This window comes from Bacillus sp. F56 (assembly GCF_001748205.1).
Lineage (GTDB): Bacteria > Bacillota > Bacilli > Bacillales > Bacillaceae > Bacillus > Bacillus stercoris.
The window spans coordinates 1-20,563 of record NZ_BDFC01000011.1; the positions used below are offsets into that span (position 1 = coordinate 1).

20 protein-coding genes, 1 tRNA gene and 2 riboswitches are annotated in these 20,563 nt (G+C 43.0%); of the genes, 8 read left to right on the plus strand and 13 right to left on the minus strand.

What is annotated here, in order from left to right; genetic code table 11:
- Positions 1-466 precede the first annotated feature (466 nt).
- Positions 467-568, plus strand: a riboswitch (TPP riboswitch).
- A 99-nt stretch (positions 569-667) separates the two neighbouring features.
- Positions 668-1,246, plus strand: coding sequence for an energy-coupled thiamine transporter ThiT (gene thiT / locus BFW96_RS18035; RefSeq protein ID WP_069840206.1), 579 nt, complete (start codon positions 668-670; stop codon positions 1,244-1,246).
- Between the two features lie 40 nt (positions 1,247-1,286).
- On the opposite strand, the gene BFW96_RS18040 is transcribed toward thiT, so the two are convergent.
- From BFW96_RS18040 to BFW96_RS18050, 3 genes are read right to left on the minus strand one after another with little or no spacing between them, the layout of a single operon-like run.
- Complete coding sequence (locus BFW96_RS18040; RefSeq protein ID WP_069840207.1) at positions 1,287-1,808, minus strand: GNAT family N-acetyltransferase; 522 nt, start codon at positions 1,806-1,808, stop codon at positions 1,287-1,289.
- Positions 1,809-1,825: 17 nt separating this feature from the next.
- The gene (floT, locus tag BFW96_RS18045) at positions 1,826-3,355 is read right to left on the minus strand and encodes a flotillin lipid rafts scaffold protein FloT (RefSeq protein ID WP_014665126.1); all 1,530 of its coding nucleotides are present in this window, start codon (positions 3,353-3,355) and stop codon (positions 1,826-1,828) included.
- Between the two features lie 20 nt (positions 3,356-3,375).
- Positions 3,376-3,900 (minus strand): NfeD family protein, encoded by a 525-nt coding sequence (locus BFW96_RS18050; protein WP_083252923.1) that lies wholly within the window; start codon positions 3,898-3,900, stop codon positions 3,376-3,378.
- 168 nt (positions 3,901-4,068) lie between these two features.
- Between BFW96_RS18050 and BFW96_RS18055 the strand changes: the two genes are divergently transcribed.
- The gene (locus BFW96_RS18055; protein ID WP_069840209.1) at positions 4,069-4,557 is read left to right on the plus strand and encodes a DinB family protein; all 489 of its coding nucleotides are present in this window, start codon (positions 4,069-4,071) and stop codon (positions 4,555-4,557) included.
- A gap of 5 nt (positions 4,558-4,562) precedes the next feature.
- Here the strand turns inward: BFW96_RS18055 and BFW96_RS18060 are convergent, their stop codons facing one another.
- From BFW96_RS18060 to betB, 3 genes are all read right to left on the minus strand, one after another.
- Complete coding sequence (locus BFW96_RS18060; RefSeq protein ID WP_069840210.1) at positions 4,563-5,141, minus strand: MOSC domain-containing protein; 579 nt, start codon at positions 5,139-5,141, stop codon at positions 4,563-4,565.
- A gap of 87 nt (positions 5,142-5,228) precedes the next feature.
- Positions 5,229-6,437 carry a choline dehydrogenase gene (gbsB, locus tag BFW96_RS18065; protein WP_041521528.1) on the minus strand — a complete coding sequence of 403 codons (1,209 nt, stop codon included), beginning with the start codon at positions 6,435-6,437 and terminating at the stop codon, positions 5,229-5,231.
- A gap of 16 nt (positions 6,438-6,453) precedes the next feature.
- On the minus strand, positions 6,454-7,926 hold the full coding sequence (gene betB, locus BFW96_RS18070; RefSeq protein WP_069840211.1) for a betaine-aldehyde dehydrogenase: 1,473 nt from the start codon (positions 7,924-7,926) through the stop codon (positions 6,454-6,456).
- 198 nt (positions 7,927-8,124) lie between these two features.
- On the opposite strand from betB, the gene gbsR reads away from it, so the two are divergent.
- From gbsR to ktrB, 4 genes are all read left to right on the plus strand, one after another.
- Positions 8,125-8,667 (plus strand): transcriptional regulator GbsR, encoded by a 543-nt coding sequence (gene gbsR / locus BFW96_RS18075; RefSeq protein WP_069840212.1) that lies wholly within the window; start codon positions 8,125-8,127, stop codon positions 8,665-8,667.
- Between the two features lie 197 nt (positions 8,668-8,864).
- Entirely contained in the window at positions 8,865-9,410 is a 546-nt protein-coding gene (bslA, locus tag BFW96_RS18080) for a biofilm surface layer hydrophobin BslA (protein ID WP_014665133.1), read from the plus strand.
- A 146-nt stretch (positions 9,411-9,556) separates the two neighbouring features.
- Positions 9,557-9,705: riboswitch (cyclic di-AMP (ydaO/yuaA leader) on the plus strand.
- A gap of 73 nt (positions 9,706-9,778) precedes the next feature.
- The gene (gene ktrA, locus BFW96_RS18085; RefSeq protein ID WP_014665134.1) at positions 9,779-10,447 is read left to right on the plus strand and encodes a potassium uptake protein KtrA; all 669 of its coding nucleotides are present in this window, start codon (positions 9,779-9,781) and stop codon (positions 10,445-10,447) included.
- Between the two features lie 6 nt (positions 10,448-10,453).
- Positions 10,454-11,791: a Ktr system potassium transporter KtrB gene (gene ktrB, locus BFW96_RS18090; RefSeq protein WP_069840213.1), complete on the plus strand. Its 1,338-nt coding sequence runs from the start codon at positions 10,454-10,456 to the stop codon at positions 11,789-11,791.
- A 36-nt stretch (positions 11,792-11,827) separates the two neighbouring features.
- On the opposite strand, the gene BFW96_RS18095 is transcribed toward ktrB, so the two are convergent.
- The 3 genes from BFW96_RS18095 to BFW96_RS18105 form a co-directional block, all read right to left on the minus strand.
- Entirely contained in the window at positions 11,828-12,091 is a 264-nt protein-coding gene (locus BFW96_RS18095) for a YiaA/YiaB family inner membrane protein (protein WP_003222348.1), read from the minus strand.
- 108 nt (positions 12,092-12,199) lie between these two features.
- The gene (lytG, locus tag BFW96_RS18100) at positions 12,200-13,048 is read right to left on the minus strand and encodes an exo-glucosaminidase LytG (protein WP_069840214.1); all 849 of its coding nucleotides are present in this window, start codon (positions 13,046-13,048) and stop codon (positions 12,200-12,202) included.
- Between the two features lie 160 nt (positions 13,049-13,208).
- Positions 13,209-14,741 (minus strand): MFS transporter, encoded by a 1,533-nt coding sequence (locus BFW96_RS18105; protein WP_069840302.1) that lies wholly within the window; start codon positions 14,739-14,741, stop codon positions 13,209-13,211.
- Positions 14,742-15,234: 493 nt separating this feature from the next.
- Between BFW96_RS18105 and cdoA the strand changes: the two genes are divergently transcribed.
- Positions 15,235-15,720, plus strand: coding sequence for a cysteine dioxygenase (gene cdoA / locus BFW96_RS18110; RefSeq protein WP_041521410.1), 486 nt, complete (start codon positions 15,235-15,237; stop codon positions 15,718-15,720).
- Positions 15,721-15,801: 81 nt separating this feature from the next.
- Here the strand turns inward: cdoA and BFW96_RS18115 are convergent.
- The 3 genes from BFW96_RS18115 to BFW96_RS18125 all read right to left on the minus strand — a co-directional run bounded on the left by BFW96_RS18115 (position 15,802) and on the right by BFW96_RS18125 (position 18,070).
- A tRNA-Ala gene (locus BFW96_RS18115) sits at positions 15,802-15,874 on the minus strand.
- Between the two features lie 106 nt (positions 15,875-15,980).
- Entirely contained in the window at positions 15,981-16,811 is an 831-nt protein-coding gene (locus BFW96_RS18120) for an undecaprenyl-diphosphate phosphatase (RefSeq protein ID WP_014665140.1), read from the minus strand.
- Positions 16,812-16,903: 92 nt separating this feature from the next.
- On the minus strand, positions 16,904-18,070 hold the full coding sequence (locus BFW96_RS18125) for an AI-2E family transporter (protein WP_040082005.1): 1,167 nt from the start codon (positions 18,068-18,070) through the stop codon (positions 16,904-16,906).
- Positions 18,071-18,251: 181 nt separating this feature from the next.
- On the opposite strand from BFW96_RS18125, the gene iolU reads away from it, so the two are divergent.
- The gene (gene iolU / locus BFW96_RS18130) at positions 18,252-19,238 is read left to right on the plus strand and encodes a scyllo-inositol 2-dehydrogenase (RefSeq protein WP_069840215.1); all 987 of its coding nucleotides are present in this window, start codon (positions 18,252-18,254) and stop codon (positions 19,236-19,238) included.
- A gap of 40 nt (positions 19,239-19,278) precedes the next feature.
- Here iolU and rhaA read toward each other — a convergent pair whose 3' ends face one another.
- Complete coding sequence (rhaA, locus tag BFW96_RS18135) at positions 19,279-20,553, minus strand: L-rhamnose isomerase (RefSeq protein ID WP_069840216.1); 1,275 nt, start codon at positions 20,551-20,553, stop codon at positions 19,279-19,281.
- Positions 20,554-20,563 lie beyond the last annotated feature (10 nt).

Here is a 20,563-nt window from a genome sequence, read left to right on the forward strand (position 1 = left end):
GTGGATCACAGGTTAAGTTCACCGCATCCTGCGGCGACACCTGTGTGACCTGCATCGTGCAGGCCCTAGTTTGACTGACTATGCACATCGCTGTGCGATTTATAAAAATGAATTAACAGGTACGTTTTGTCTTGTTTAGTTTTCAAAGATCATTTCGCCACTTCTTAATGAAGCAGCTTTACTAATATAACATTCAGCTTCTTTTTTGTCAACAACTTTTTTTGCGTTATTGTTGAAGCTTTTTGTTTGTGTCCGCTGTGCATCAGCGACGTTTAATAATATAACACCTGTGTTTATTTATTGCAATAGTTTTTTTAAAAAAATCTATAAAACAAATAAACTATAATCCTCGCCATGATTTCTAAAGCGTGTGTATCATATAATTTTCTTAAAAGAACATATATATCAGTCATGTGATCTTGTTGTTTTTTTCGTTTTCTTGTATAGTAGAAACGAACTAAATACTGATGACCACAAGGGGAGCATTAAAGCTGAGAGTGAGCGGTTTCGTTCTGACCCTTTGAACCTGTTAGTTAACGCTGGCGTAGGGATGTGGCAAAGTCAAATGAATTGCAGATCGTAAAGCAGTGCGTGGAACTTTTCTCATCCTTCCGCGTGCTGCTTTTTTGTTGTCCTTTTGGTTGTCTGTCAATGGAAGGAGATATTTATGGATCAATCTAAGCAACTGGTTCGCCTTATTGAAATTGCCATTATGACAGCAGCAGCCGTTATTTTAGACATTGTCTCGGGAATGTTTCTTAGCATGCCTCAAGGAGGCTCGGTCTCCATCATGATGATTCCGATCTTTTTGATTTCGTTTCGCTGGGGGGTCAAAGCGGGCCTTACTACCGGTTTGTTGACAGGCCTCGTACAAATAGCGATCGGAAACCTGTTTGCACAACATCCTGTACAGCTATTATTAGATTACATTGTCGCGTTCGCAGCAATCGGCATAAGCGGCTGTTTCGCTTCTTCTGTCCGTAAAGCCGCTGTAGCAAAAACAAAAGGGAAATTGATTGTTTCAGTGGTCAGCGCAGTTTTTATAGGCAGTCTCCTGCGCTATGCCGCGCATGTCATTTCAGGAGCTGTGTTTTTCGGCAGCTTCGCTCCAAAAGGAACGCCGGTATGGATTTATTCTTTAACTTATAATGCGACTTATATGGTTCCTTCATTCATTATTTGCGCCATTGTCCTATGTTTATTATTTATGACAGCACCGCGTTTACTCAAAGCTGACAAAGCTTAAAAGTGACAATCCCCCAGCGAATTCCGCTGGGGGATTTTTGTTATCTGTTAAGAAGTGTTTTTAAAGCAGAAAGATCCGACCAGCCAAGGCCCGCTTCTTTCAGCCCTACTCCGGCAATTTCAAAGCTGTCCTCCGATACTCTTTCAGGAGAATAGGACTGATAAAATATAATCGAGGGGTTCTGCTCAATGACCCAAACAAACATGCTCGAAAAGCCATGTTGAAGCAAAAACTCTGCTCCTTTTGTTAAGAGCGCCCTCCCTGCACCTTGCCGCTGGTGCTCTTCCAGAAGATAAATAGCATATAGCTCGCCGTCATAGCCTTCTTGTTCAGAGCGAATAGGTCCAAATGAAGCAAAGCCGAATACTGAACCCTTTTCATCCTGGGCAACAAATACTCCCTTTAACGAGCGGCTTTTCCATTTGTCTTCAAATTCCTTATAGTTCAGGCTGTTTAAATAATCAGCCGGGATAATTTCGTGGTATGTTGTCCTCCAGCTGTCTACATGCACCTTTGCAATGTCCTTTATATCATCTAATCTCGCTTCACGTACAGTTACCATCCCGTTCTGTCCCTTCCTTACTCTGATTTTTGGACCGTTTTGGCTTCTTTGATTTCATTTGTTAATTCATTAATGCTTTGTTTTACGTTTCCTTTTCCTGAAAAGTTCTCAATCATTTCTTTTACGTCAATTCCTGAGGATGCTTTTAAACTTTCTTGCAGACTTGACATTAGGTTCGTCGCATAGCTGGTTACTTTGTTTGCGCCGCTTGATTCACCGCTTCCTCCTGTATCTACAACGGTGATTTTATCAATATTTGAAAGAGGAGCCGCTGCTTGTTTCGCGTATTCCGGAAGCATTTTGACGATCATATCGAAAATCGCCGCCTGCCCGTACTGTTCAAAGGCAGCCGCAATTTTCTCTTTTGCTTCCGCTTCCGCAAGACCTTTCAGGCGGATAACCTCAGCCTCTGTTTCTCCTTTTGCCTTTTCAGCTTCTGCTTTGGCTAGCCCGTCAATTCTTACTTTTTCCGCCTCAGCCTTTGCCATTGCTTCTATACTGTACTTCTTGGCATCGGCTTCCGCTAGCTGTTTGGCTTTTTCAGCTGCTGCGGACTGCTCAACAGAATAACGGTCTGCATCGGCTTTTTTCTTCACCTCTGAGTCGTATTGACGTTCACGGCGAAGAATTTCTTTTTCTTCTAGTTCTATTTGCTTTTGGCGTTCGATAATTTTAACCTGCATTTCCTGTTCTGTGACTTGCTGGCGCGCTCTGGCTGTCTCTAAATCATATGCTTGGTCAGCATTCGCTTTTGCCGTATCTTGGTCTCTGCGGAATTCAGCCATTTTGAGCTGATTGATTTTTTCAGCTTCAGCGATTTCCGTCGCCCGTTCAAGTTCAGATTTCTTTGCATCTTTATCGGCTTCTGCCCGCTTAATCCGGGTTTCTTTATCAGCCTCTGCTGTTGCGATATCAGCATCGCGTTTTACTTGGGCAATTCTCGGTTTCCCTAATGATTCAAGATAACCGTTTTTATCACGTACATCTTTAATGGTAAACGAGACGATTACAAGCCCCATTTTCGCGAGATCCTGTGAAGCGACACGCTGCACCTCTTGAGAGAATTTTTCTCTATTTTTATAGATTTCTTCTACTGTCATTGAGCCGAGAATGGAACGAAGGTGGCCTTCTAAAACCTCCCGCGCTTCCTGCTCACGGTCGTCTTTTGATTTTCCTAAAAATTGTTCGGCTGCTGTAGCGATTTCTCCTATAGAACCGCCGATTTTAATAATCGCAGTTCCATCAGCCATTACAGGCACTCCTTGCTCTGTATAGACTTCAGGTGTCGAAACATCAAGTTTGCTTGACAATAAGCTTAGCGGCTCAGCCTGCTGGAAGACGGGAAGGACAAAGGTTCCTCCGCCGCGGACGATTTTGAGACGGTTGCCGCCTTCATCGACATGAACATTTTTATTGCCCAGATAACTCCCCGTTACGATTAACGCTTCATCAGGCCCTGCTGTACGATACTTTGTAATAAACACAGCTATTAGTGCAATTAATAAAAAGAATACAACTCCGATGATCATTATAATCGGCATTGTCATATCAAATTCCTCCTTGTGTTTTAAATGGATTCATGCGGAGTAACAGAAAGAACTCCATTGCTAATATCTACGACCAACACCGTTGTCCCGTAACTGATCTGCTGATTATCAAAACTGACCGCTGACTTTGAAATGGTGCCGCCTATTCCTTCAATGACCACTTCGCCAAACCCGTCAACTGGAACAGCTGTAATGACTTTACCGACTCTCCCTCTTAGATCATCTTCTCTATATGCCAATGATTCTTCCGCGGATGATAATGGAACCAGCACAAAGATGTGAAGCAATATCACCAGCATGATTGAAAGGATGCAAGATAAAAGCGCAATCAGCAAGCTTGACAGCGGCAATACGAGCTCGCCTATATATCCTCCTGCTGAAAAACATGTGAAAAATGAGAGCACTAATGTCGGATTTAGAAACGGAATACCTTCTGACAGTCCTGCAAATACATCTCCGAAAAACAGAAATAACAGCGTAAGACTGCCGGCAATCATAAGCGTATAAAGATAAATCGTTTGTATAGGTATACCAAATAACTCCAATTCCCTCATCCTTTCTTCATCAATGCATTGATGAACGGCTGCCGTTACCATTTATACGAGACACCGCAGGAAAGGTTTCAAAATTTTAAGACAAATAACCCATTTTGAAGTGCTTTATAAATGATAATTGCTTATATATATGGTAATGTCATTTTAGGAGGAGATATGATGAGTATCTTTAATGAAGCCAGATTAGAAACGTGGAACGAATTGAAAGGACTTTCTGACGAAAAGCTGAACCAAAAGCCTTCTGCTGATGAATGGAGTATACGGGAAGTTCTTGACCATTTGAAAAAAATCGATATGACAGCACAAAAAATGCTGAAGGAACGTGTAAAGGACGCTCCGATCAAAGAAATTGAAGAAAAACCGCTTGAGGTGGCACAGAACAGAAATAATAAACGGAAAGCTCCGAGTCATCTTGAACCTGCGCATGATTTTATTTCAGGCAGCCAAATGAAACGCGAGCTTGATGTGGTAAGAGAGCAGCTGACAGCCACGATTGCCGCTCTGAAAGAAGAAGATTTTGAAAGAGTGCTTCCGCATCCTGTGTTTCAAGAGCTGACTGTCAGACAGTGGATCGATTTTATCGGCCATCATGAAAAACGGCACCTCAGCCAAATGAAAGAAATTAAAGAAAAGATAGAAAGGGCCTGATTTGATCAGACCCTTTCTGCTTTTCGTTTAACTTTTCGCTGATAGGAATGAACTTCTATTTCATCACCTGCGTAAACAGCTCCGGGTCTCTCAACAATGCACACAATCCCTCTTATGCCCAGTGCGTGACGGACAAAAGCCGGCGCCAGCTTCGGTTGCTCCGGATAATAAGACTGAATGACTTCTCCAGGCTGAATGCACGGATCATTTTCGCCCTCGCACAGCAGAGCGGCTCCGCTCGGAAAAAGAATCCGGCTTCCTTCTTTTAATGTAGTAAGATCTGGCATACCGCTGACTGCCACATTCGCCCCGAGCCATTCCGGCAAAATCCTCGGCACTCCCATTTTTAAAGCGATTTCGTTGCATTCCTCTATAGAAACAATTGAAATTTGTCTTCGGTTGAAAATTTCAGTCCCTCTTGAAAACATTGGTTCTCTGGCTCCCGCTTTTTTGGTCAGGCCAAAATGCAAGTCTCCTGGGATGCCGCCATAATCAAAATCAAGCTTGTCCATTTGCTTTGTTACGAAGCTTTCTGTATCTGCGATATATAAGCCTTCCGCTTTTGCGGTCATACGCTTCCACATCAGCTGGCACCTTCCTTCTCATCTAAAATTTCCATCTATGTTTCATTATCCCAAAAAATCCCGCTCTGTAAAGGAGCGGGATTTTGATTATACCGTTTTAGGCGTAAGGTTAAAGCAGCGCTTGTAGATCCAGTTGTATGCTTTTTCATTTAAATCTCTAGGATTTCCGAAGGTTTGCGGGTCTTTCATTGCTTCTTTAGACAAGCGTTCGATCATGTCAGGTGACACTCCCTGCTCTTCTAAAGTCGGCACTTCTAATTCTTTGACCAGATCATACATCCAATTGACAGATGCTTTCGCAGCTTCTTCTGTTGTCATCTTGCTTGTATCAATACCGAAGGCTTTCGCAATCCGTGCAAACTTCTCAGGATAGCCCTTCCAGTTGTATTCCATGACAGGGCCCATCATCGCCGCCACACATTGGCCGTGAGCGACTGGGATAATACCGCCAAGCGTTTGGCTCATCGCGTGAGCCGCGCCAGCTGATTCACTGCCGTAAGAAAGACCGGCAAGCATTGCAGCCTGTGCCATTCCGTATCTTGCCTCCAGATCCTCTCCGTCAGCAAATGCCCTTTTAATGTAATGAGCGGCATATTCAATTGCCATTAAGGCAACTGCATCCGTGATTGGCTGCGCAAACTTCATTGTATAGCACTCAATGGCATGAGCAAGCGCATCAATTCCCGTCATGGCTGTTACATGCGGAGGCATCGAAATATGAAGCTCAGGATCAATGATGGTCAAGTGCGCTGCAATCAGCGGACCGCCCGTGTTGAATTTGAATTCTCTTTCTTCATCTGTAATCACCGCCCATTGCGTTACTTCTGATCCTGTTCCAGCCGTAGTGGGAATTGTCGTCAGTGGAGGAATGCGGTTTTCCAGCGGTTTTTTCCCATCTGCCGCTTCATAATCAAGCACGCTTCCTTCGTGAGTTGCTTCTACTCCGATTGCTTTTGCTGTATCCATGGAGCTTCCGCCTCCAACTGCCACCAAGCCATTACAGTTCTCTTTTTTGTAAAGCTCAGATCCTTCATTCACCAGACGGACAGGCGGGTTTGGCTCCACTTTATTAAAGAGCACCACTTCAATGCCTGCTTCTTTAAGTGATTCGATAACAGGATCAGCTACGCCCGCTTTGTAAATCCCTGGGTCTGTGACAAGGAGCGCTTTTGAAACGCCCAGTGCAGCTACTTCCTCACCCGTATGCTTGATTGCTCCGATTCCGTGCTTAATGACAGTCGGAATTTCAAATGTGTGGAATTTCTGCATACTTTCTACCTTCATATTTAATGTCATCATCAATCTCCCCCTCTTATGAATTGAACCAGTTAACCGCTGCCGGTTTTGTATTGCGATATACGTGCTTGACTTCTGTGTATTCTTCAAGGCCTATTTTTCCAAGCTCGCGTCCGAACCCGGATTGCTTATAGCCGCCCCATGGCGCCTGTGCAAAGTACGGATGAAAATCGTTGATCCAAACAGTTCCCATTCTCAAACGGGCTGCTACCCGTTCACATTTTTCAATATCTTTTGACCATACCGCTCCGGCCAAGCCGTAGATGGTATCATTCGCAAGCTCAATTACCTCTTCTTCAGAGCTAAAGGTTTCGACTGTCAAAACAGGACCGAAAACCTCTTCCTGTACGATTCTCATGTCAGATTTACAGTTTGAAAAAATAGTAGGTTCATAGAAAAAGCCATTTTGAAGCGCTGGGTCTTCCGGGCGTTTGCCTCCTGTCTCAAGCTTCGCGCCTTCTTCTATTCCGATCTCTACATATTTTTCTACCTTTGCCCTGTGCTCCGCCGAAATAAGCGGACCGCTTTCTGTCTCTGCGTGAAAACCGTTTCCGAGTTTTATGCGTTTTGCCCGTTTGACCAGCTCCGCCAAAAATTGATCATGAATGGCGTCCTCAACAAGCAAGCGGGAGCCTGCAGAGCATACTTGGCCAGCGTGGAAAAATACAGCGTTTAATGCCTGATCAACCGCAACTTCTAAATCCGCGTCCTTGAAAACGATATTTGGGTTTTTCCCGCCAAGTTCAAGGGCGATTTTTTTGACATTTCCGCTTGCCGCCCGCATGATTTTTTTGCCTGTTTCGATTCCGCCTGTAAACGAAATCAAATCGACGTCTTTGTTTGCGGCAAGCTCATCGCCCACTGTAGCTCCCGGTCCAAGGACGAGATTGGCGACACCTTTTGGAACACCGGCTTCTTCCATCAGCTTAAAGACTTTGATTGTCGTCAGCGGCGTAATCTCACTCGGCTTCATGACGATTGTGTTTCCTGCAGCCAGTGCAGGTGCGATTTTCCAGCTCGCTTGAAGGAGCGGATAATTCCATGGAGTGATCTGGCCGCAAACCCCGATCGGCTCCCTAATGATTTTGCTTTCTGAATCAGGAATCGGAGATGAAATGATTTCTCCGCCATCTTTGTCAGCCAAGCCGGCGTAATATTGAAAAACATTGGCGATATCGTCCATATCGGCTTTGCTTTCTTCGAGTGTTTTTCCTGTATCAAGAGATTCAAGCTCTGCCAGCTCCTCAAGATCGCGTCTGATTAATTCCGCAATTTTCAGAACAATCTTCCCGCGTTCAAGCCCGGATAATGAAGACCATTCTCCTTTGTCAAATGCTCTGCGCGCGGCTGCGATTGCCTTGATGGCGTCCTCTCGCCCTCCCTCGCTTACAGTTGCAATTTCTTCTTGATTAAATGGATTGATAATGCTCCGGATCTGTCCTTTTTCGGCACTGATCCATTCTCCGTCAATGTAAAATGTTTGACTCATATAAGCCTCCTTGACGTAAATAAAGTTTGTTAAATAAAAATTTAATGTTTTTAACAACCTTAATCTAACATACGGTTTTTAAACTGTCAAAGCCCCTTTTCGATTTTTCTTTTTGACTTTTCCTTATGTTTCGTTAAGATAAAGAACATAAAGAAATAACTTAACGAATTTAACTTTCTAAAGGAAAAGAGGGTCAGTATGGATGAAAATCCAGAATTTGCAGCTATAGAACAGGCTCGGGATCTTGTTATTGACTCCATTGCTGAAACGATGGATCTTTACGGAATTACCCGCAGTGTCGGGATTTTATATGGGACGATGTATATGAGGGATGAGATGACGCTTGACGAAATGCGAGAGGAGTTGCAAATGAGCAAACCAAGCATGAGCACAGGCGTCAAAAAGCTTCAAGACTTAAACGTAGTGAAAAAAACATTTCACCGGGGCATCCGCAAGCATACATTTGTGGCTGAAAAAGATTTCTTTAAATTTTTCACAAATTTCTTTCCCCCTAAATGGGAGCGGGAGGTTCAAGTGAATGTAACAGCGATCGAAGAAGCTCAGGCTGATTTACAAAAGATTTTAAGCAAGGAAGATCTCGATGAGGATATCAAAAATGAAGCGCTGCAGTTATATGATCAGCTGGAAAGCTCTAAAGCTTACTACGACTGGCTGAAGCGGCTTGCTGAAGCGGTGCAGAGCGGAGAAATTTTTAAATTTATACCGATCGAAACAAAGTAAAACAGCAAACGCCTGGGAAACCAGGCGTTTTTTTAGTGTAACTACTACAAATTTGAAAAATACGGGAAAAACACCCCATTTACTTCCAAAATATTTGATGGTAATTTTATGTAGGTAAAATTTGTATTTGGCCTTTCAGAGGAGGTGAAAAGCGGGCAGGCCTGTTTAATTTATCAATTTTTAGGGGGAATTTTATTATGAAACGCAAATTATTATCTTCTTTGGCAATTAGTGCACTAAGTCTCGGGTTACTCGTTTCTGCACCAACAGCTTCTTTCGCGGCTGAATCTACATCAACTAAAGCTCATACTGAATCTACTATGAGAACACAGTCTACAGCGTCATTGTTCGCAACAATCACTGGCGCCAGCAAAACGGAATGGTCTTTCTCAGATATCGAATTGACTTACCGTCCAAACACGCTTCTCAGCCTTGGCGTGATGGAATTTACGTTACCAAGCGGATTTACTGCAAATACGAAGGACACAATGAACGGTAATGCCTTGCGTGAAACACAGATCCTCAATAATGGGAAAACAGTGAGAATTCCTTTGGCACTTGATTTGTTAGGAGCTGGCGAATTCAAATTAAAACTGAATAACAAAACACTTCCTGCCGCTGGTACATATACTTTCCGCGCGGAGAATAAATCATTGAGCATCGGAAATAAATTTTACGCAGAAGCCAGCATTGACGTGGCTAAGCGCAGTACTCCTCCGACTCAGCCATGCGGCTGCAACTAATGTAAAAGACCGGTTAACACCGGTCTTTTTTTGCTTTTTCCCCTCCCCTTTTTTCTCTCATTTCCGTTATCTTTTTTCTGGTTTAAAATTTAAATTGACAAACACTAGAAACAGGAGTAAATTCTTGAGTGTTCAATTTCATACAGTCTCTTTTACCGCTTAATCAAACACGAACGGGGGAACCAACGATTGGCTGTTTTATTAACAGCCTTGGGGTGAATCTTACTAAGTAAGAGGGGGTACTCTGAATCCCTAACCCGACAGCTAACCTCGTAGGCGTATACAGAGAGGAGGTCTATTGCGACCATTCTTCGAAATGGTCTTTTTTTCTTAAAAAAACGTTAATTTTACTAAGGGAGTTATGAACATTGGGAAGAATAAAAAATAAGCAATTTGCCGTGATCGGGCTGGGCCGGTTTGGCGGCAGCATTTGCAAAGAACTGCACAGAATGGGACACGAAGTCCTTGCAGTTGATATCAACGAAGAAAAGGTCAATGCTTATGCTTCTTACGCCACTCATGCGGTAATTGCCAACGCCACCGAAGAAAACGAATTGCTTTCATTAGGAATACGCAATTTTGAATATGTGATTGTTGCCATCGGAGCGAATATTCAAGCGAGTACGCTGACCACCTTATTATTAAAGGAGTTTGATATTCCAAATATTTGGGTGAAGGCTCAAAACTATTATCATCATAAGGTGCTTGAAAAAATCGGCGCGGATCGTATTATCCACCCTGAAAAGGACATGGGTGTCAAGATCGCACAAAGCCTTTCTGACGAAAACGTTTTGAATTACATTGATTTATCTGATGATTACAGTATTGTCGAGCTGCTGGCAACGCGAAAGCTTGATTCAAAATCAATTATTGACCTGAATGTGAGAGCAAAGTACGGCTGCACGATCCTGGCCATTAAACATCATGGAGATATCCGTCTTTCTCCCGCACCTGAAGACATCATTCACGAGCAGGATTGCCTGGTGATCATGGGGCACAAAAAGGATATTAAACGTTTTGAAAACGAAGGGATGTAGACAAAGGTGACACTTCAAAAGGATAAAGTGATCAAATGGGTTCGGTTTACACCGCCTCAAGTGCTTGCAATTGGTTTTTTCCTAACCATTATCATCGGGGCTGTGCTGTTAAAGCTTCCGATTTCTACACTGAAGCCATTGTCATGGATCGATGCCCTTTTTACTGCAGCTTCCGCTACAACCGTTACAGGGCTTGCAGTTGTCGATACCGGTACAGAATTTACACTTTTCGGGCAAACTGTCATCATGGGGCTGATTCAGATCGGCGGGCTTGGATTTATGACGTTTGCTGTTTTGATCGTCATGATATTAGGGAAAAAAATCGGGTTGAAAGAACGAATGCTGGTTCAGGAAGCCTTAAACCAGCCGACAATCGGCGGCGTCATTGGCCTTGTCAAAGTCCTGTTTCTGTTCTCGATCAGTATTGAATTGATAGCAGCACTCATCCTATCCATCCGGCTTGTGCCTCAGTATGGCTGGTCATCTGGCTTGTTTGCCAGTCTGTTTCACGCGATTTCTGCTTTTAACAATGCCGGGTTTTCGCTGTGGCCTGATAATTTGATGAGCTACGTTGGGGACCCTACAGTGAACCTTGTGATTACTTTCTTATTTATTACAGGGGGGATCGGATTTACGGTTCTGTTTGACATTATGAAAAATCGGCGTTTCAAAGCTTTTTCCTTACATACAAAGCTTATGCTTACAGGAACGCTGATGTTGAATGCGATTGCTATGCTTGTGATCTTTATTCTAGAGTACAGCAACCCTGGCACGCTTGGCCACCTGCATATAGGGGATAAACTATGGGCTTCTTATTTTCAGGCAGTGACGCCGAGAACCGCAGGCTTCAACTCCCTTGATTTTGGAAGTATGAGAGAAGGAACCATTGTATTTACTTTATTATTGATGTTTATCGGAGCAGGCAGCGCTTCTACGGCGAGCGGCATTAAGCTGACTACGTTCATCGTGATTTTAACATCTGTTATTGCTTACTTGAGAGGTAAAAAAGAAACGGTGATTTTCCGCCGCTCCATCAAATATCCGATAATCATTAAGGCTTTAGCTGTGAGCGTCACCGGTTTGTTCATCGTGTTTTTAGGGATATTCGCCCTGACGATCACAGAACAAGCGCCGTTTATTCAAATTGTGTTTGAAACCTTTTCCGCTTTCGGAACTGTCGGTCTATCGATGGGGCTTACTCCTGAACTGACAACAGCTGGAAAGTGTATCATCATTGTCATCATGTTCATCGGAAGAATTGGTCCTTTAACGTTCGTGTTTTCATTCGCAAAAACAGAGCAATCAAATATTCGATACCCTGACGGCGAAGTGTTTACAGGGTGATATCAAAAAAATCCGGCGTGCAATCGCCGGATTTTTTTATGATTCGATATGAGATTGATTTTGTCTTTTTTCTTGTTCTGCGATGATCTCGTTGTCCTCTGCGTTGTCACGGGTCACTTTTTGTGTAAGAATCGCGCCAACAGCTACGAGTATCATAACAGCGATGTAATAACCTTTTTCATTGAGTTCCAGGTTATCAGCATTATAGAGTCCGATACTAAACAAAAATACTCCCGCAAAAAAAGTGAAATAAGCCAATACGGTAAAGGCAACCGTATTTCTGCGTCTATATTTCTGCACCTTTGTTCCCTCCCAAAAGCATAGTTAATATGTGTTAACTGTCGTGGAATATTATACCTCAAATTCCCCAGAATGGAACAAAGAATTAAAAATACCAGTAAAAAGGACTTAGGTTGCTTCCTTTATTTCAATAGCTGAATCATCAATCCAGCCGATGAGTTTATTATTGATTTGAAATTGGTACCATACAGACTGGCCTTTCTGTTTTTTAGACACAACCTTTATATCTTTGCCGACGTAAGATTGGGCAGAGGTAAGCCTTATAGACCGATCATCAGTAGAAGGCTTGGACCATACGTCTTGGACGGCACTATCTTTAATGGAAGCATGTAAATCCACTGATTTGAGGGATGGGTTTACCTTATCGTACTCATCCAAATCGTATTTTTCCACAATAGCGCTGATTTTATGAGCGTAGTCAGGGTCTGTAGCATATCCTGCTGTTTGTAGTGCAGTAGCAGCTTCCTTATAATCTCCAGCCTCAAGCACAGGTTTATACTTCTTTTTATTCCACGATGTGCCGCGGACGAACAATTGGGCATGATCATCCATCGATTCAAAAAACGTGCTGTATTTTCGAAACTTCGCACGAATGGTTTTTCTTTTCCCTTTTTCAACTTCGTCCGTTTCCATCGTAACGTGATGGCCTTTATAATTTCCTTTCACGCCAAAAAGGTTGTTCGCCTTAGCAGCCAGCTCGCTGTTCCCCCAGTCGGATTCGAGAATGGCCTGAGCGATTGTGATGCTGGGGAGGACATGATATTTTTCATACAAAATTTGGGCATGCCCGGACAAGCTGTCTATAAATACTTGCTGTTCATCAATTTCTTCAGTTTCTTTAGATGTTTCAATCGGTTTTGATAAAGTTGTCGCTAAAACAAACAGAGCTAGCGGAATCGATACAATGAAAAATAGTGAAATGAAGAGTTTACGTTTTTTCAATTTTTTACGGGCCATGAAAACCTTCCTTCGAATTAAGAGATTACGAATGTAAAAGAATCTACCTTTTAGAATTTTACTTGCACTTCTAATATTTTTCAATTCTTTAGGGATAAAGTTGGGAAAAGATTGCATAATAAAAACCTTTTCGTGAAAGGAAAAGGTTTTTATCACGTTTCTACTTTTGCAAATTTCTGAGTGCATTCCGATATTCTGTATCATTGATTACTTGATGTGATTTGACAGTTGCATTCGACAATCCCTGTCCTGAAACGGCCGGTTCCGGAGCTGTTTTTGCTTGGTCATGTGGTTTATGTGCAAGCTTGTGCCCCATTCCTGTAGCATTCATACAAAATGACAGGCAGACGAGCAGAACGCTGAGGATAAAAGAAATGAAAAAGAGATCATGATAAGCAGTCATCATAGAATCCTGTACCGAACCGTTTTGTCTGGCAGCATCTTTTTTCGTGAAAAAACCGATGAGAATGGGAACCCCCATATAGACAAATAACCTTAAAAACTGGACAGCTGTCATTCTCTTGACCAAATCAGGCAGCGGGCCTCCCATGGCAGCTCCCATCAGCCCTGCGGCGACTGTCAGGCCTGTTCCCGCTGCCAGCATGATAAACAGTGCTGCGAACATATAGAGAGACGATTGATCCTGCATATGCAGCCATTGAAAATTTACAAAGACGAGAATAAGTCCGCCGATAATACCGAGCATCCCTGGTCCGACTTTATCATAAAACAGAGCGCTCAAAATGGCCGCGATCGCCACTCCGATTAAAAGAGTCAAGTTTAAAAGAATGAGATGCTCCTGAGAAATATCATACATTTGACGGAGCAAGCCTTGAAAAGCAGACAGGCTGACAGCTACCGTTATCGTCCCTGCAGCTATGATCAATAACCCGAGCACCGGTTTTGGCAGAAGCATTAGTTTAATTGAAATGAAGGGATTTTTCACTTTATATTCTACTATTAATAGAACAATGAACAAACATAACGTCATACCGAAACCTGTCCATACATAACCCGATGAAATCCCCCATTTTTGCAGAAAAATGAATGAAACCGCTGAGGCTGCGGCAAGGAGAACAGATAAAAGAATTCCCGCACGATCAAGGGGCTGTTCTTGAGCCGCTGCTCCGTGATGTTCGTCATGGAGAAAGAAATAGCTCACCGCGACACCGATCAGTGACAATGTGCCAAAGGTGAAAAACAGCCATCTCCAATGCCCGCAGCTTGTTGCTATCGTTCCCAGGATCGTGCCGATGATAACAGAACCATAAAATCCCCCAATCAGCACAAGCAGGGCATAGTTCCTGCGTTCAATCGGGAATGACAGTACAAGCATTGGAATCATAATCATCAGCATGACACCTGTTGCCGCTCCCTGTAAAAAGCGTCCTGCCGCCATCCATGCAATATCGTTTGAAAATGCGAAGAGCAGTGAGCCTAGTATAAAAACAGGTAATGAAGCAAGGTAGACGGGACGAGCACCGAATTTTTTCCTCAGCAACGGTCCTGTCGGAACTAACAAGGCAAAGGCCATATTTCCGATCAATATTGGATTTACTGATGTGAAGACACTTGTTCCAACCGCTTTCTGAACAAGGCTTTGAACTGACGACAATGCCGTGTTAGACATCAATCCCGGCCCGACCGCTAAAACGGCGAGCAAAGAAATCACCCAATAGTGTTTTGTCTTCATGTTGTCATTCCTTCCTATATGAATACATGCGAAACCCATCATTTTTTGAAAATAAAAGAAGCTAATAGATTTTCGCATACCATTAGCTTTCATTCTAATATTCTCCCTTTCAGGGGAAATGATATTATTTTATTATAACTATGTGAACAAATGAGCATATACTCAAATATTATTTCAAACCGACTGTGTTTTGTCAATGGCGCAAATTTCAAGCTCCAACATAAACAGTTTTTGCCCCGATATTGTGTATAAGAGCCTAAAACTCCTCGCTTGTTCCTTCAAGTGAATCAAAGCAGGCAGCTTGAATCCTTTCATCCCCCTATTCCAACTAATAAGCTCGAATAGGTTGGTGATAAGCCAACGTGTTGACCGCACATTTTTTTGTGTTCACTGGGCGTTTGCCGCCTCTAATTTGTATATAGGTAAATACCATGAATTAATCTGTGAAATACCAATGTTAGGAAATTTTTATTTTTTCCGGGAGGCAAAACGAATGGAACTGTATGAGTGTATCCAAGATATTTTTGGCGGCTTGAAAAATCCATCGGTTAAAGATTTAGCAACATCATTAAAACAAATTCCAAACGCAGCACAATTGAGTCAACCGTATATTAAGGAGCCAGACCAATACGCCTACGGCCGAAATGCCATCTATCGTAACAATGAGTTGGAGATTATCGTAATTCACATTCCGCCTAACGAGGAGACAACCGTCCACGATCATGGCCAATCTATTGGTTGTGCAATGGTGCTAGAAGGAAAACTCCTTAATTCTATCTATCGCTCAACCGGCGAACACGCAGAACTCTCCAATTCATACTTCGTCCACGAAGGAGAATGCCTTATTTCAACTAAAGGTTTAATTCACAAAATGTCCAATCCGACGTCCGAACGAATGGTGTCTCTTCATGTCTACTCACCCCCTTTGAAAGACATGACGGTCTTTGAAGAACAAAGGGGTGTCTTGGAAAATTCATGATTGACAGATGAACTGTTCAACTGGAGGATTCAGAGAATGAACAAAATAAAAAAACCCTTATCGAATAAGGGTTTACAGGTATGGAGCCAAGGGGGCTCGAACCCCTGACCTCTACGCTGCCAGCGTAGCGCTCTCCCAGCTGAGCTATGGCCCCGTATGTAACGTCATGTTTATTATAGATGATTTTTTTTTGAAAAACAAGCTGTTTCCTCTTGAATTGACAGAAAAAATAAGGCTCGGGATGAGCCTTATTTTTCGACTTACATCATGATTAAAAGTAAAATCACACCGAGAATAATTCGATAGATTGCAAATGGGACGAGTTTGATTTTATTAATCAGTCTTAAGAAGAAACGGACGACAAACAAAGCGACAACAAAGGCACAGATAAAGCCGACGATGAAAAACGGCATCAAATCCGAGCTTAAGCTGTCCCAATGCTTCACAAGGCTCAGAAAACTTGCCCCCATCATGATCGGCATCGCCATAATAAACGTAAAATCGGCTGCCGCTCGGTGGTTTAACCCGAGAATAACACCTCCGGAAATGGTTGAACCTGAACGTGAGAAACCCGGCCAAAGGGCAAGACATTGGAATAAGCCGACTGCTATCGCCTGTTTATAGGAAATGCGGTCGAGGGTGTCTGTCGCTGCTTTCCGCTTATTCACCCAGTCAGCAAAAAGCATCAGGATTGCCCCGGCGATTAAACCGAAGGCCACAGTTTTAACGGAAAATAAATATTCATCAATGTAATCTTCAAACAAAAAGCCAAGAACAGCAGCTGGAACGAGCCCGACAGCAATTTGGGCAATGCTTAATTTATGTCCCTGCTTCTGGTCGCTTGTAATATTTTTTTTCAAGCCGAGTAAATTTAAAATACGGTCTTTAAACACGATAGCTACTGCTAAAATGGAGCCTAGCTGAATAACTACTTTGAATGAATTAGCAGCTTCTTCTGACATCAGATTACTTGATTTAAGCCAGATGTCGTCTACTATGATCATATGTCCTGTCGAAGAAACCGGCGCGTACTCTGTTAATCCTTCTACGATTCCTAAAATGGCGGCTACAAACAATTCCCATAGAGTCATGATTTTGATTCTCCCCATTAGACATTTATTTTTTTACATAACGGGAGCTTCCCATAAATGGAAAGCCCGTCTTATATAACTATAAACGAAAATCACACTTTATGACCCGGCATATTTTCATTTTTTTCTTCGTCGTATAAATGTGACCGCATTTTAAACCAGTCAAATAAATGTGTGGTAATGACTTTGGCGACTGCATAGCCCGGAATGGCAAGAATGATTCCAACAACACCAAACAGTTTGCCGGCTGTTAACAGCAGAAATATAATCGTGATCGGGTGGATGTGAAGGTTTTTCCCCATAATTTGCGGAGAGATCAGCTTCCCTTCAATCAGCTGAACAATGGTCCAAACGATCACCAGCTTAAGCAGCATGAGCGGCGATGTCACTATGGCGATGATAATTGCAGGCGTAATGGCAATCGTTGGCCCTAAATATGGAACAATGCTTGTACAAGCCGCAATGACTGCGAGCAATGAAGCATAATCCAAGCCGATAATCAAATAACCGATAAACAGCAAAAACCCGATACAGAAGCTGACAATGATCTGGCCTCTGATATAAGAGCTTAACCGATGATTCATTTCACTTAAGACTGTATATGTCTGTTCTTTCAATCGAGTCGGCACAAACTTCAGTATGTAGACCGGTAATTTTTTTCCGTCTTTTAGCAAATAGAAAAGAATAAACGGAACCGTGACGATCGAAATGATAATCTCAGTCAGCGCGCCGATAAAATTCCCAACACCGGTAAAGGTGCTGTTTACGATTGTCGCTGCCTGGTCCGAAACCTTTGTCGCGAGATCAGATATATTAATGTTCATCGTTTGCTGGGCCTGATTGACGAAGTTGCTGCCGATCAGCTGTTTCGTCTGGTCTTCTACGACGTCGACATATCTCGGGATATTGTCAATCAAACTCATAATTTGTTCTTTTAAAAAGGGGATGATGGACACGATTGTGATCGTGATCAGCCCGATAATCAATAGATATAACAGCAATATAGAATAGATTCTTCTTATTCTTCTTCTCTCCAGGAAATCGACGACTGGATTTAACAGATAAAAAACAATGCCTGTCAAAATAATCGGAAGTGAAATTGTTTTGAGCAGAACAATAATCGGGGTGAAAATAAATGATGTTTTTGTAAATACAAGAATATTTAAACCAATCAGCAGCAGCACAAGCAAAAATAAAACAAACTTATTGTCCAAGAAGAATCGCTTGAATCTGCCGCTCCATGTTTGCAACGTCTCCACTATCGTTCCTCCGTCATACATAGTTTAATTAAATTGTACACTATCGTCCCTATAATGAAAAATAAAAACCGTTAATTGCTGGAAAAGCTTTCTCTGTTGTCACATTCTATTTATCTCTATCATGTGATTTTGTTCTTTTTAAGCTATAATTTAGCTATATCATGCAAAAGGAGCGATACGAGTGATACGTTTTGCGATAATAGGAACCAACTGGATTACAGACCGCTTTCTTGAGTCAGCAGCGGATATAGAAGATTTTCAGCTGACTGCCGTTTATTCAAGATCGGCTGAACGCGCTGCTGAGTTTGCTGCTAAACACAATGCTGCGCATACCTTCTCAGACCTTCAGGAAATGGCGGAGAGCAATTGTTTTGATGCCGTATACATAGCCAGCCCGAACGCTCTTCACAAGGAACAAGCCGTACTCTTTATGAACCACGGCAAGCATGTGCTTTGTGAGAAGCCGTTTGCTTCAAATACAAGAGAAACAGAAGAGATGATCTCAGCGGCTAAGGCAAACGGCGTTGTCCTCATGGAAGCGATGAAGACCACTTTCCTGCCGAATTTCAAAGAGCTGAAAAAACATCTGCATAAAATCGGCACTGTCCGCAGATTTACCGCAAGCTACTGTCAATACTCCTCACGGTATGACGCGTTCAGAAACGGAACTGTTTTGAATGCGTTTCAGCCTGAGCTTTCCAATGGGTCATTAATGGATATTGGCGTCTATTGTATTTATCCGGCTGTTGTGCTGTTTGGCGAGCCGAAGGATGTAAAAGCAAACGGATATGCGTTATCTTCCGGAGTGGACGGAGAGGGAACTGTCATTCTGTCTTACGATGGGTTCGAAGCTGTTCTGTTGCATTCTAAAATCTCTACTTCCTATGCCCCGGCGGAAATCCAAGGTGAAGACGGAACGATTGTAATTGATATGATTCACCGGCCTGAACGTGTTGAAATCCGCTACCGCGACGGCCGCCTTGAAAACATTGCGATCCCTGATCCTAAACCGGCGATGTTCTACGAAGCAGAAGAATTTGTCACGCTCATAAAAGAGAATAAGCAGGAATCTGAAGAAAATACATTTGAACGGTCTTTGATCACCGCAAAAATTATGGAAGAAGCAAGAAAGCAAATGGGGATTGTGTACCCTGCTGATCATGCTTAAAAAAATCCGCCCGCGTACAAATGACGCGGCGGATTTTTTATTAGGCAATCGGAGAAGACGCCTTCCTTTTTAAAAGCACCTCTTGTTCATACTCTTTGATGTCATGCAGCCATGCCTCTTTTACCGGCACGCCCATTTGTTCACAGTAGGAATCCCAGATGGCTCCGAAAGGATATGTTTTGAATTCCTCCATCAGGGCCAGCCTTTCTGTATAGCGGCCCTCTTCCTGCAATTGTTTTAAATAGCCGGTCGGGAGGAGCAAGGCATACAATAAAGCTTTGATCATATTTCTCGTTCCGATGGTCCAGGCCGCTACACGGTTAATGCTGGCATCGAAAAAATCCAAACCGATAGCGACCTTCTCAAGAGCCTGATTACGCACAATTTCAAGAGCGATTTCTCTCAATTCATCATCCAAAACCACTACATGGTCGCTGTCCCAGCGAACTGGCCGAGATACGTGCAAAGCAAGCTTGTCTGTATATAGCAGCATGGACGAGATCTTGTTTGATACCGTCTCAGTCGGATGAAAATGGCCTGTATCAAGTAAACAAAGCTTATGATTCGTCAGAGCATAGGCGAAATAAAATTCATGAGATCCGACAACATATGATTCAGAACCAAGCCCGAACAGCTTGCTTTCAACTGAATCGAGATTGTGTTGTTCACTGATCTCTTCTGCGAAAATCTGATCCAGTGATTCTTTTAATCTTTTACGCGGTGTCAGCCTGTCACTCGGGACATCCTTATAGCCGTCGGGAATCCAAATATTCGTCAAGCAAGGGGTGCCTAATTCTTTCCCGAAGTATTCTCCGATACGGCGGCACGCGATGCAATGCCTGATCCAAAATTCTCTGATATCCGGATCGGGGTGTGAAAGGGTGAGTCCATCAGCCGCTTTCTCATGCGAAAACAAGGTCGGATTGAAATCTAAACCTAGCCCTAAATCTTTTGCCCATTTTACCCAGTTTTCAAAATGCTGCGGCTTCAACTCGTCACGTGCTGTCTCTTCCCCGTTAGTTTCTGCGTAAATCGCATGCAGGTTCACACGGTGCTTTCCGGGAATGAGGGAAAGAGCCTTCTCCAAATCTCTTCTTAATTCTTCAGGCGTTTGCGCTTTTCCGGGATAATTGCCGGTCACATCAATTCCGCCTGAAAGCTCGCTTTTATTTACTTCAAAGCCCTCAATGTCGTCCCCCTGCCAGCAGTGGATTGAAATGGGCACTTGCTCTAATTGCCGAAGCGCCTCTTCAACATCAATTCCCCATTTTTCATATGCCTGTTTTGCACTGTCATAATTGGCTTTTATGGTCATGCAGCTCTCT